Below are 12,351 nucleotides of genomic sequence, written 5' to 3'. Positions count from 1 at the left end.
TCCATCTCGACGCGCTGATCGTTCACGCCTTGAACGATCAGCGCTGACGCGTCGACCATGCCATGACAATGCGATGGATCGCGTCGAGCCCGTCGAACAGCGCCGCAGGGCCGGGCTGCAGGATGATCGGCGACTTGATCTCGTGCAGCTCGCCGTGGCGTACCGCGGGGATCGCATGCCAACCGGGGCGTGCCGCGACTTTCTCGGGGCGGAATCGCTTGCCGCACCATGAGCCGAGGATGATGTCCGGCGCGCGCCGGATCACCTCGTCGCCATCGGCAAGGATGCGTCGCTTCGCCAGCGGCTCGCACGACAATTCGGGAAAACAATCGTCGCCGCCGGCGATGCCGACGATCTCGGCGACCCATCGGATGCCGGTGATGATCGGCTCGTCCCATTCCTCGAAATACACTTTAGGGCGTCGCGGCAACTTCGCCGCGGCTGCGCGAATATCCGCGATGTGCTGTTCCGCGCGCCTGGCAAATGCTTCGGCTTTTTCGTGCGCGCCGACCATGGCGCCGAGTCGGCGAATGTACGCGAGGATGCCGTCGACGCTGCGGTGATTGCTGATCCACACTTCGACGCCACACTTGATCAACTCGCGTGCGATATCGGCCTGGATGTCCGAAAAACCGATCGCCAGATCCGGTTCGAGCTTGAGGATCTCGCCGATCTTCGCGCTGGTGAAAGCGGAAACTTTCGGCTTCTCCTTGCGCGCACGCGGTGGCCGAACCGTGAACCCGGAGATGCCGACGATGCGACGCTCTTCACCGAGCGCGTACAGCACTTCGGTCGGCTCTTCGGTCAGGCAGACGATCCGTTGCGGATAATGATCCGGCACGTCTTCAGCGGTCACGCTCTCAATGTCCCACAACCGTCACCGTGACTTTGCGCTGGTGCGGATCGATGCGGTGTTCCCACAGATAAATGCCCTGCCAGGTTCCCAGCAACAACCTGCCACCTTGCACCGGCACGGCAAGGCTGACGCCGGTGAGAATCGAGCGGATATGCGCCGGCATGTCGTCCGGACCTTCCGCGTCGTGCTCGAATATTTTGTCTCCATCCGGCACGGCGCGGGCAAACCAGCGTTCCAGATCGTCGCGCACGGCGGGGTCGGCATTCTCGCTGATCAGCAGCGAGCAACTGGTGTGCGCCGTAAAGATGTTCGCAAGGCCCGTCTGCACGTGACTGACTGCGACCGCGTCGGCCACTTGTAACGTGATGTCGCTGAACCCGCGTCCGCGCGTGTGCACGGCGAAACCGTCCTGCGCGACATGCGTCACGGGCGCGGCGCGTGTCACGGATAAAGCAGCCGGCTGGTCCAGGTCTGGCCGTGTCGATTCCAGCGCACCCGCTCGTGCCAGCGGAATTCCGCGCCGTACCAGAATTCCAGCGTATCCGGCTCGACCACGTACCCGCCCCAGTGGGGCGGGCGCGTCACGTCGCGACCTTCGAATTCATGCTCGTAGCGCACGAGCCGCTGCTCGAACGTTTCGCGGTCGGGCAGTGTTTGCGATTGCAGCGATGCCCATGCACCAATCTGGCTGCCGCGGGCACGCGTGGCGAAATAGGCGTCCGATTCCTCGGCCTGCAGTTTGCGTGCCGCGCCTTCCGCGCGCACTTGCACGCCATCGCGCAACTGCTTCCAGTGCAGGCACAACGCCACCTGTGGATGGACGTCCAGCTGGCTGCCCTTGTCGCTTTGGTAATTGGTAAAGAAACGCAGCCCGCGCTCGTCCACGCCCTTGAGCAGCACGATGCGCGAAGCCACGCGGCCAGAACCATCGACCGTCGCCAGGTTCATTGCGGTGGGTTCGCGATCGCCGCTGGCCTTGGCCTCATCCAGCAACTTGCGAAACGTATCCAGGATTTCGGAACTGAGCATGGCGTCTGAAACTTTCCTTTTGCATCGTGGCCGAGTCGCGCCATCATGGCGCAGATGAATCCACGCGATGATAGTGCAATGGCCCATTCAACCCGAAGCGACCGTTCGCGCGGCACGCGCTTGCGTACAGCGCTTTCATGCTGCGCTCCTTCGCGTGAAGGGAACATGCGCCACTTGCCCATCTTTGCCAGCGAACGAGGCGTAGAAATGGAGGTCTGTGGTTGATGACAGCTCAGGCCAACATGCATAACGAAGCGCTCGCCGGCCATCTGCTGGATCAGTATGCCGGTCGCATCGCGCGGTCGCGTCGTCCTTACATCCTCGGCGTATCGGGTCTGCAGGGCAGTGGCAAGAGCACGCTCGCACGGGTGATGAAAGCGCAGGCCGAAGCGCGCGGCTGGCCGACCGAAATATTGTCGCTGGACGACTTCTACTACTCGCGCAGCGATCGCGAAGCGCTGGCGCATCAGGTGCACCCGCTGTTGCGCAGCCGCGGCGTACCCGGCACGCATGAAATCGAGCTGATGATGTCCGTTCTGGCCGCGCTGCCGCACGCGTCGGACAAATTGCCTGTCACACATCCGCGCTTCGACAAGGGACGCGACACGCGCATTCCGCCCTCGCGCTGGCCGCGCATCATCCATCCGCCAAAGCTGGTCATCGTCGAAGGCTGGGCACTTGGCATCCGTCCGCAGTCGCAAGCGGCGCTCGCGACGCCGGTCAACGAACTGGAACGCACCGAGGATGCCGATGGCAGCTGGCGTCACTGGGTCAACAAGCAACTGCGCAGTTATCAGCCGCTATGGCGCAAGTTCGACGCGCTCATCGTGCTGCAGGCGCCAAGCTGGAACATCGTGCAGCGCTGGCGCAGCGAGCAGGAAGAAGAACTGTTCGCGCGCCATGCGCCGCTCGCGATGGATGCGAAAGGCATGGAACGTTTTCTTGCGCATTTCGAGCGATTGAGCCGACATGCGCTCGCCACCCTGCCTGCACTCGCGGATACCTGTGTCGAATACGACGATGCAAGGCACGTGACCGGACTCAGTCACGGCTGAATCGCCTGTTCAAACAAACATGATCAGGCCGCTGGTTCGACCTGCACGGCCGTGCCGTACGCGAGCACTTCGGTGACACCTTCGGCGATCTCGTTCGCGTCATAACGCATGGCTACCACGGCGTTCGCGCCCAGCGCCGCCGCATGTTGCAGCATCAGGTCGAACGCATCCTCGCGAGATTTTTCGCATAGCTCCGCATAGATCGAAATGTTGCCACCCACCAGCGTCTGCAACGCCGCACCGATATTGCCGATCACGCTGCGCGAACGCACAGTGATGCCGCGCACCACGCCAAGCGATCGCGTGATGCGATAACCGACGAGTTCGTTGCCGGTGCTGACCTGGCTGTGGGGAATGTTGTTGGCCATGTGCTTTTCCTGAGTGTGGGTAGAAACAACCCGATCGATCAATCGTCGGATGAAAGCGCGTAGTCGCCGCGGCGGAATGCTTCGAGCACACCACGCGCCTGGACGACATCGGATTCGCTCACCATCACGCGGATACCGCCGAGCGCCTGGGTCCACACGGAGTTCACTCGAACGAGGTTCGCGTCCGCTGCGACAGCATGGATACCTTCGGACCCCAACAAGCCGCACAGAAGTTCCGCATGAACCGGCGAGTTCGTGCGCGTGAGGCATACCAAATCCCCTGTGGCCTCGTTATCCGAAACAACTTCTTCCGTCGCAGGCGACGCCGATGGCATTTCTGTGGAAAGGCCGCGTGTCGCAAGTTCGGCTGCAGCCACGTCCATGGCGACCGTTGTCATGTCGCCCGAGCGATAACGACGCAACAATTCATCGCCATCCATCTGCCCGAACCTCACCCTCAATTCCGTGCGCTCGCTATCCAACGCATACTCCTCGAAACAATTACCGCAGTGTCATAACAAAAACTTCATCCTGATCGCGCCACATCCTCCTGGCGGAAAAGAGCCGCGTAGCCATCGCGCGAATCCGGCCAACGCGGAACGAAACCGCTGTCGCGCAATCGTGCGTTGCTCAATCGTTTGCTGCCGACGCCGACTGGCGCAGGTCCATCGGCGAGGGAGGGCGCGCCGATCAATTCCGCAAGGTGATCGTAAAGGACGTCGAGCGGCAGCGGCGTGTTGTCCACGCCCAGATATAGCGGCAACGGATGCGCCAGGCCAAGCAGATGAACCACGGCCGCCGCCGCGTCGTCGATATGGATGCGATTGGCCCAGTGTTTCCGTTCGCGCGGTGCCGTGACAGCACGTTCTCGCAGGCGATCAAGAAGCTGCAGGCGACCGGGGCCATAAAGGCCGGCCAGTCGCAGAATGATCGACGGCACCGCTTGCGCATCCAGCCATTGTTCGGCCTCACGCAGCACGCGACCGTTGAATCCCGGCGGCGATGTTGGCGTCTCCTCGTCGACCCACGCATCGCCATGTTCGCCGTATACAGCGCTGGACGAAACGAAAAGCACGTGACTCAATTTACTCACATCCAGCGCGCGCAGAAGGCGTTGCAGGCCGTCGACAAAGAGCACGCGATATGCGTTTTCGTCGCGCCGATCCGGTGCAGGCGCATAGACGACCTGAGTGATGTCATGCGGCAAATCACACAGGCTTTGGGGCTCTGTCAGATCGCCACGTATCCAGCGAATTCCCGCTGGCGTCGCTGCCGGTAGTGTGCGCCGCATTGCCCAGACCTCATCGCCGCGTGCGATCAAACGCTCCGCCACACGCATGCCGAGGTCGCCGCAACCTGCAAGCAAAACCTGTTCGCTCATGCTGGCGTGATCCGCACAGCGGGCGGATTTTCCATGTTGGCAGTCATGCATGTCGCCAGCGTTGCCACGTCGCGATGTTCATCCTTCCACGCAGCCATCGAAGTCGCCCTGCTAGCATTCATGCAATGAACCCGTCGCAAAATCTTTTCATCATTGGCCCGACCGGCGCCGGCAAAACGTCGGTGGGGCGCCGCATTGCCGCGCATTATGGCCTGCCGTTCGTCGATCTGGATCAGGAAATCGAGCGGCATTGCGGCGTCGATGTAACCACGGTATTCGAGATCGAAGGCGAGGCCGGTTTTCGTCAGCGTGAGAGTTCGGTACTCGACGAATGCAGCCTGCATGGCGGCGTGGTGCTGGCGACGGGCGCCGGTGCGGTGCTGGCCGAGGGCAATCGTCAACTTCTGCGCGAACGCGGTTTCGTGGTGTGGCTGCAGGTCAACGTGGATCAGCAGCTCGAACGTCTCGAACGCGACCATCGCCGACCGTTGCTGGCGGTTCCCGATCGTCGCGAACGGCTGGAATCGATGGCACTCGTGCGCGAACCGTTGTATCGCGAACTTGCCGATCTCGCCGTACCGGGCGAGCACGGACAAGTACCTGCCGCGAGCGAACGCTGCATCGCGTTGCTCGACCAGCACTGGCGTCGCCAGCCTCCCATCTCCGCGCAGCAGACCGCATGAACACGCTTGCATTACAGACCATCGATGTCGCGCTGGGCGATCGCAGTTATCCGGTATGGATCGGTTCCGGCTTGCTCGCCGATCACGCGCGTTGGCGCGCGATGCTGCGCGGGCGACACGCGCTGGTGATAAGCAACAGCACGGTCGCGCCGTTGTATCTGGATCGCATCGCGCAAGGCCTGGACGGCCTGCGCTGGGCCTCGTTCCTGCTTGACGATGGCGAAGCGCACAAGAGTTTCGCCAACGTCGGGCGCGCGCTGGAAGCACTGGGCGAACTCGGTGCGACACGCGACGCCTGCATCATCGCGCTCGGTGGCGGCGTGGTCGGCGACCTCGCCGGTTTCAGCGCCGCGTGCTGGATGCGCGGCATCGATTTCATCCAGATGCCCACGACGTTGCTGGCGATGGTGGATTCGTCGGTGGGCGGCAAGACCGGCGTGAACCTTCCCGCCGGAAAGAATCTCGCCGGCGCCTTTCATCAGCCGCGCGCGGTGATCGCCGATATCGACACGCTGGCCACGCTCCCCGATCGCGAATTCCGCGCAGGTCTCGCCGAAGTGGTGAAAGGCGCAGCGATCGGCGACGAACCTTTTTTCGCCTGGCTGGAACAACACGCCGACGCATTGTCCGCGCGCGATCCCGGCAGCGTGATGAAAGCGATCGCGCGCAAGGTGCGCTACAAGGCTGGCGTCGTCGCCCGCGATGAAACCGAACAAGGCGACCGCGCCTTGCTCAACCTCGGCCACACCTTCGGCCACGCGCTCGAAACTGCCGGTCGTTACACTGCGCTGCTGCACGGCGAAGGCGTGGCTATCGGCATGCTGCTTGCCGCACGCTTGTCCGAGCGTCTCGGCATGAGCCAGGCCGCCGATACGCAACGCCTTCAACGCCTGCTCGAAAAACTCGGCCTGCCCGTCGCGATTCCCGCCGGCATGGATGCGCAGAAGCTGCTCGCGCTGATGCGGCTCGACAAGAAGAACACCGCCGGCACGCTGCGCTTGATCCTGTGGCGCGGCGTAGGGCTGGCCGAGATCGTGTCTGGCGTGGGTGAGGCCGACGTGCTCGCGGTGCTGCAAACCGCCGGATAACCGGATGGCAACCGCTCCTATAAACTGTTGCATCCGGCCTTGCACCGGATTCACGCCGGAACCACTGGAACCCATGCGCCTCTACCTGCAAACCGTGCCCGGCTCCGCCGAAGCGCCCCGTTATGTACAGATCACGCTGGAACAGGATCTGCTCGGCGGCTGGACGCTGTATCGCGAATCCGGCACGCAAGGCGGAAAGGCCAGCCTCAAACGCGAACAATTTCTGGAGCGCGACGCGGCGGTCAACGCTTTCGAAAAAGCGCGCGATGCGCAGATCAAGCGTGGCTTTCGCCTGATGTTTGCTCAAGGACAGGAAGGCCCGTACGGACGCTGATGAACATGCCCCATGAAATCAGGCACGACGAATTGAAAAATGACCGTTTCCTGCGCGCCCTGCGCCGCGAGCCCACCGACACCACGCCGATCTGGGTGATGCGCCAGGCCGGACGCTATCTGCCGGAATATCGCGCCACCCGCGGTCGCGCCGGCAGCTTCATGGCGCTGGCACAGAATCCCGAACTGGCTTGCGAAGTCACGCTGCAGCCGCTGGAACGTTTTGATCTCGACGCGGCGATTCTGTTTTCCGACATCCTCACCATTCCCGATGCGATGGGTCTGGGCCTCACGTTTGCGCAAGGCGAAGGTCCGCAGTTCGCGCACCCCGTACGCAGTGTCGCCGACATCGCGAAGCTCGCCGTCCCGGACATGGATGGCGAGCTGCGCTACGTCATGGATGCGGTGCGATTGATTCGCCGCGAACTGCACGGGCGCGTGCCGCTGATCGGTTTCTCCGGCAGCCCGTGGACGCTTGCGTGCTACATGGTCGAAGGTTCGGGCTCGAAGGACTTCGCCACGCTCAAGGCGATGTGCTGGAACGAGCCGAAACTTGCGCATCAGCTACTTGATACGCTGGCGCAGTCGGTCGCGCATTACCTGATCGCCCAGGCCGCTGCCGGCGCGCAAGTGCTGATGGTGTTCGACACCTGGGGCGGCCTGCTTGGCCCTGCTCCGTTCCGCGAATTCTCGCTGCGCTACATGACGCGCGTCGTGGATGCATTGAAAGCCGATGCACAAAGCCGTGAACTGCCGATCATTCTTTTTTCGAAAGGTGCGGGGCAGCACCTGGCGGAAATGGCCGATAGCGGTTGCGCAGCGCTCGGCGTCGACTGGACCATCAACCTCGACGACGCACGCCGCGCCGTGGCCGGCAAGGTCGCGCTGCAAGGCAACCTGGATCCGGCGATCCTGCGCGCGAATCCAGAAGTGATCCGCCGCGAGGCGCGCGCCGTGCTCGACAGCTACGGCAATCATCCCGGCCATGTGTTCAACCTCGGCCACGGCATCACGCCGCAAGTTGATCCCGAGCACGTGAAAGTGCTGGTGGACGAAGTGCATGCTTATGGGCGGGTGCTACGGGGTTAGGTTTTTCTTGTCCTATTGCGCGTCTTCGAAGCGAAGGATCCCGACATCTTCATTTGTCGTCGGGAACGCAGGGACACAAGCGCAATACTTCAACACTCTGTCAGTGCGCCTCGCTTGGACCCACCCGCGTCCACACCCCGACATAATCCACCACCATCGCGTGGCCGGGCTCGGTCGTCGACACCGGTGTGGAATGACCGCCTGCCATGGCGTACGAGAACCCGCCACCCATGGCCACGTTCAGCAGCAGGAAATAACCGCCCTGTCCGGTGACTTCTTTCCATGTGTCGGCGGGAAGTTGGTTCTGCGATACGTGGGCGTAGAGTTTGCGATCGACATACCAGCGCAGCTGGCCGGGCTTGGCGCGGCGATCCCACTCGAACGTGTACGTATGAAAGGCCGCCTGGCAGGTAGTGATCAGGCATGAGGCACGGCGTCCCAGGCCGTTGGTTTCGCGGCACGGTCCGCCCGGGCTGACGCCGCAATGCAGGATGCCCCAGACGGAATTGATGCCGTTGACGTTTTCCATGATGTCAAACTCGCCCGACTGCGGCCAGTTGCCAATGCGGCGATACGACTGGCCCAGCGCCCAGAACGCTGGCCAATAGCCGAGCGCTGTCTTGCCGGTAACGTCGGGCATCTGGATGCGCGTCTCGATGCGCATCACGCCGCCTTCAGGCGCGCGAAAAGTATCGGTCGCGGTTTCGATGCGTGCGGACGTCCAGTGTCCCTGCGGATCGCGGCGCGGCGTGATGCGCAGGTTGCCGCTGCCGTCCAGGCCGATGTTGGCGGGTGACTTGGTGTACGTCTGGCTTTCGTTGGTGCCCCAGTTCGGCGGGCCGCCTGGATAGTTCTGCCCGGTATCGAATCGCCAATGTGTCGCCGAGGGCAATTGCCCGGCGGGGCCATCAAAATCGTCTCCGAACTGCAGGTTCCAGCCCGCGTATTGCGGCATGGCGGCGCGCGCTACCGGCCCCGATGCGAGCGATGAAACGATGATGGCAAGGAACACCAGGAGCCTTGCTGCGAATCGCGATGACCGTCGATGCCTCATCGCGATTGCCCCGAAAAAATACCCGATGATCGCTCGCACCCAGACTCCCTGCTCGTTCGTGACTTCAGCAAGGGCCGTATTCTCGCATCATCACCGTCGTCACGCGGCGCGCCTGCTTTGGCAGCGTTCGCCCTCGCCCGTACAATGCCCTTCTGTTCCTCATGTCCCAACGCGTCCGCAACGGCGCGACATCGCGAGTCCCCATGGAAAAGAGTTTCGAGCCAGCCCAGATCGAGTCGAAGTGGTATGCGCGCTGGGAAGCCAGCGGCGCGTTCCAGCCCTCGGGCAAGGGCGACCCGTATTGCATCCTGCTGCCGCCGCCGAATGTCACCGGCACGCTGCACATGGGGCACGCGTTTCAACAGACGGTGATGGACATGCTGGTGCGCTATCAGCGCATGCGCGGCATGAACACGCTGTGGCAGGTCGGTACGGATCACGCCGGCATCGCCACGCAGAAGATCGTCGAGAACCAGCTCGCCACTGAAAACAAGACGCGGCACGACCTCGGCCGCGATGCCTTCATCGAGCGCGTGTGGACATGGAAAGAGGAATCAGGTTCCACGATCACCCACCAGATGCGCCGGCTCGGTGTGGCAGCGGACTGGTCGCGTGAGCGCTTCACCATGGACGAAGGTCTGTCGGCCGCGGTACGCAAGGTATTCGTGGAGTGGTATCGCGCCGGGCTTATCTATCGCGGCAATCGGCTGGTGAACTGGGATCCGGTGCTCGGCACAGCCGTGTCCGATCTGGAAGTGAACAACGTCGAGCGCGATGGTCACATGTGGTCGATCCGTTACATGACGGCGGACGGCACTGAGAACCTGGTGGTCGCCACCACGCGTCCGGAAACGATGCTCGGCGACGTGGCCGTGGCGGTGCATCCGGACGACGAACGCTACGCGCACCTGATCGGCACCCTGCTGCAGTTGCCACTGAGCGGCCGGCAGATTCCGGTGATCGCCGACGACTACGTCGACAAGGATTTCGGCACCGGCGCGGTGAAGATCACACCGGCGCATGATTTCAACGATTACGCAATTGGGCAGCGGCACAAGCTCGCGCCTATCGACATCTTTACGCTGGACGCTAAGGTCAACGACAACGCGCCGGAAAAATATCGAGGACTTGATCGCTACGACGCGCGCAGACGCGTGCTGGCTGATCTCGAAGCTGCTGGCCTGCTGGTCGAAACCAAGCCGCACAAACTGCAGGTGCCGGTGAGCCAGCGTTCGGATGCGGTGATCGAGCCGATGCTCACCGATCAATGGTTCGTCGATCTCACATCCGACACGCTGACGGATGGACGTCCAGGCGGCCGAAAGGCGATTACCGAACCGGCGCTCGATGCGGTGCGTTCCGGCGAGATCAAGTTCGTCCCGGAAAACTGGAGCACCACGTATACGCAGTGGCTCGACAATATCCAGGACTGGTGCATCAGCCGCCAGCTGTGGTGGGGTCATCGCATTCCGGCGTGGTACGACGAGGCCGGTAACATCTTCGTCGGCGAGGATGAAGCCGATGCGCGCGGCAGCGCAAAGACGGCGCCGGTCGGCGCGCTGCGCCAGGACAACGACGTGCTGGATACGTGGTTCTCCTCTGCGCTGTGGCCGTTCTCCACGCTTGGCTGGCCGGCCAACGGGCCGGTGAAGAACGAGCACGGCGACGTGGTGGCGAACTGGGAGCAGGACAAGATCTTCCTCCCCAGCGCCGTGCTGGTCACCGGCTTCGACATCATTTTCTTCTGGGTCGCGCGCATGGTGATGGCGACCAAGTACTTCACCGCACAAGTGCCGTTCCGCGAGGTCTACATCAACGCCATCGTGCGCGATGCGGAAGGCCAGAAGATGTCCAAGTCCAAGGGCAACACGCTGGATCCGCTGGATCTCATCGACGGCATCGAGCTCGAACCGCTGGTGGAAAAATCCACTAGGTCACTGCTGATTCCGCAGGTGCGCGAGAAAGTCGAAAAGCGCATCCGAAAGGATTATCCCGAAGGCATTCCGTCGATCGGCACCGACGCATTGCGCTTCACCTTCGCCGCACTCGCAAGCTACAGCCGCACCATCAACTTCGACATCAAGCGCGCCGAAGGCTACAAGGCATTCTGCAACAAGCTGTGGAACGCGGCGCGCTTCGTGCTGATGAATTTACCCGAAGGCGACATCGTCGCGCCAACTGGCGGGCCGGTCACCGAAGCCGAACGCTGGATTCTCACGCGCCTCAAGCAGACGCTGGCAGAAGTCGAACAACATTTCGTCAGCTATCGCTTCGATCACCTCGCGCAATCGCTCTACGAATTCGTTTGGAACGAGCTTTGCGACTGGTTCCTCGAACTTTCAAAGCCTGCACTCAGCGGCGATGACGCGGCCGCTGCGGCCTCCACGCGTCACACGCTGCTGGTGGTGCTGGACAGCGTGCTGCGCGCGCTGCATCCCGTGATCCCCTTCATCACCGAAGAAATCTGGCAATCGGTGGGTCCGAAACTCGGCCTCACCGAAGAGAGTTTGATGCAACGTCCGTGGCCGAACGCCTGCGAGATCGTTGCCGATGATGCCGCCACCGCCGAGATCGAATGGTTCAAGAACGTGCTCAGCGGCATCCGCAGGATTCGTTCGGAAATGAACATCTCGCCAGCCAAGGTTATTCCGCTTCTGCTTGCCGATGGCGATGCCGACGACCGCGCTCGCATCGAAAAATTCGCTGCACAGATCAGCTTCCTCGCGCGCGCCGAAACACCGCAGTGGATTAAAACCGGCAGCGATGAGCCAGCCGCTGCCGCTGCCGTGATCGGCGCGTTGCGCGTGATGATTCCATTGGCCGGACTCATCGATCTCGACGCGGAGAAAGCCCGACTCGCCAAGGAAATCGCCCGCATCGAAGTCGAAATAAAAAAGTGCGAAAGCAAACTCGGCAACGCCAACTTCGTCGCCAACGCCCCCGCCGAAGTCGTCACCCAGGAACGCCAACGCATCACTGACTGGAACGCCACTATCGTCGCCCTGCGCGAGCAGGCGCAGAAATTGGGGTAATACTGTTTAGACGTCCAGACGCGAGGCACGTTTTGCAGCCACGACGGCACGTGACTCCAGCTATTGATCCGGCTCTTGATTCGAGCTCTTGATCTCCATCCCCTGTGCGGCGGTGAGACGTGGACGACAGGCCGCGCAGCGGGAGTCGACCTGGAAGTCGACTCCTTTTCGCCAGTACACGGCGACGGCATGGATGCCAGAGTTGAGGCAACGCAGGAGCGGTTGCCCGATGTGCTTTCGAAAAGCTCGGCCACGGCTCACGGACTTGCCGGGCGCAGCTCGGCAAGCGCCAAGTGGGATGGCCTTTCTCTTTGGTTATCTTTTTCTTTGGCCACGCAAAGAGAAAGTAACTCGCGTTCCGAAGGAGCACGAAAGCTCTGCTT

At 62.3% G+C, this 12,351-nt stretch carries 13 protein-coding genes; 6 read left to right on the top strand and 7 right to left on the bottom strand.

Features of this window, described 5'->3' with window-relative positions; all coding sequences use genetic code 11:
* Positions 1 to 37: 37 nt before the first annotated feature.
* From GSQ73_RS16320 to pdxH, 3 genes are read right to left on the bottom strand one after another with little or no spacing between them, the layout of a single operon-like run.
* A complete protein-coding gene (locus GSQ73_RS16320) occupies positions 38 to 841 on the bottom strand; it encodes a cobalamin-binding protein (RefSeq protein WP_158886570.1) in 804 nt (267 codons plus the stop codon).
* A gap of 19 nt (positions 842 to 860) precedes the next feature.
* Positions 861 to 1,301 (bottom strand): secondary thiamine-phosphate synthase enzyme YjbQ, encoded by a 441-nt coding sequence (locus GSQ73_RS16315; protein WP_158885857.1) that lies wholly within the window; start codon positions 1,299 to 1,301, stop codon positions 861 to 863.
* Positions 1,298 to 1,885 carry a pyridoxamine 5'-phosphate oxidase gene (gene pdxH / locus GSQ73_RS16310; protein WP_254063433.1) on the bottom strand — a complete coding sequence of 196 codons (588 nt, stop codon included), beginning with the start codon at positions 1,883 to 1,885 and terminating at the stop codon, positions 1,298 to 1,300. The genes GSQ73_RS16315 and pdxH overlap by 4 nt, the downstream gene beginning before the upstream one ends.
* 224 nt (positions 1,886 to 2,109) lie before the next feature.
* Between pdxH and GSQ73_RS16305 the strand changes: the two genes are divergently transcribed.
* Complete coding sequence (locus GSQ73_RS16305) at positions 2,110 to 2,940, top strand: kinase (protein WP_158885853.1); 831 nt, start codon at positions 2,110 to 2,112, stop codon at positions 2,938 to 2,940.
* 23 nt (positions 2,941 to 2,963) lie between these two features.
* Here GSQ73_RS16305 and GSQ73_RS16300 read toward each other — a convergent pair whose 3' ends face one another.
* From GSQ73_RS16300 to GSQ73_RS16290, 3 genes are all read right to left on the bottom strand, one after another.
* The gene (locus GSQ73_RS16300) at positions 2,964 to 3,308 is read right to left on the bottom strand and encodes a YbjQ family protein (RefSeq protein WP_158885851.1); all 345 of its coding nucleotides are present in this window, start codon (positions 3,306 to 3,308) and stop codon (positions 2,964 to 2,966) included.
* Positions 3,309 to 3,346: 38 nt separating this feature from the next.
* A complete protein-coding gene (locus GSQ73_RS16295) occupies positions 3,347 to 3,763 on the bottom strand; it encodes a DUF2007 domain-containing protein (protein WP_158885850.1) in 417 nt (138 codons plus the stop codon).
* Positions 3,764 to 3,834: 71 nt separating this feature from the next.
* On the bottom strand, positions 3,835 to 4,689 hold the full coding sequence (locus tag GSQ73_RS16290; RefSeq protein WP_158885849.1) for an NAD-dependent epimerase/dehydratase family protein: 855 nt from the start codon (positions 4,687 to 4,689) through the stop codon (positions 3,835 to 3,837).
* A 125-nt stretch (positions 4,690 to 4,814) separates the two neighbouring features.
* Between GSQ73_RS16290 and GSQ73_RS16285 the strand changes: the two genes are divergently transcribed.
* The 4 genes from GSQ73_RS16285 (at position 4,815) to hemE (ending at position 7,882) form a co-directional block, all read left to right on the top strand.
* Positions 4,815 to 5,372 carry a shikimate kinase gene (locus tag GSQ73_RS16285; protein ID WP_158885847.1) on the top strand — a complete coding sequence of 186 codons (558 nt, stop codon included), beginning with the start codon at positions 4,815 to 4,817 and terminating at the stop codon, positions 5,370 to 5,372.
* Entirely contained in the window at positions 5,369 to 6,460 is a 1,092-nt protein-coding gene (gene aroB / locus GSQ73_RS16280; RefSeq protein ID WP_158885845.1) for a 3-dehydroquinate synthase, read from the top strand. Before GSQ73_RS16285 ends, aroB begins: the two co-directional genes overlap by 4 nt.
* 73 nt (positions 6,461 to 6,533) lie before the next feature.
* Positions 6,534 to 6,794, top strand: a complete 261-nt coding sequence (locus tag GSQ73_RS16275; protein WP_158885843.1) for a WGR domain-containing protein — start codon at positions 6,534 to 6,536, stop codon at positions 6,792 to 6,794.
* Positions 6,795 to 6,799: 5 nt separating this feature from the next.
* Positions 6,800 to 7,882, top strand: coding sequence for a uroporphyrinogen decarboxylase (gene hemE, locus GSQ73_RS16270; protein ID WP_158886568.1), 1,083 nt, complete (start codon positions 6,800 to 6,802; stop codon positions 7,880 to 7,882).
* A 100-nt stretch (positions 7,883 to 7,982) separates the two neighbouring features.
* Here the strand turns inward: hemE and GSQ73_RS16265 are convergent, their stop codons facing one another.
* Positions 7,983 to 8,894 carry a glycoside hydrolase family 16 protein gene (locus GSQ73_RS16265; protein ID WP_254063432.1) on the bottom strand — a complete coding sequence of 304 codons (912 nt, stop codon included), beginning with the start codon at positions 8,892 to 8,894 and terminating at the stop codon, positions 7,983 to 7,985.
* A 245-nt stretch (positions 8,895 to 9,139) separates the two neighbouring features.
* On the opposite strand from GSQ73_RS16265, the gene GSQ73_RS16260 reads away from it, so the two are divergent.
* Positions 9,140 to 11,968: a valine--tRNA ligase gene (locus GSQ73_RS16260; RefSeq protein ID WP_158885841.1), complete on the top strand. Its 2,829-nt coding sequence runs from the start codon at positions 9,140 to 9,142 to the stop codon at positions 11,966 to 11,968.
* Positions 11,969 to 12,351 lie beyond the last annotated feature (383 nt).

The organism is Rhodanobacter sp. L36 (assembly GCF_009765755.1).
GTDB lineage: Bacteria > Pseudomonadota > Gammaproteobacteria > Xanthomonadales > Rhodanobacteraceae > Rhodanobacter.
The sequence above is the reverse complement of the archived record's forward strand: the minus strand, read 5'-3'. Positions and strand labels throughout refer to the sequence as shown.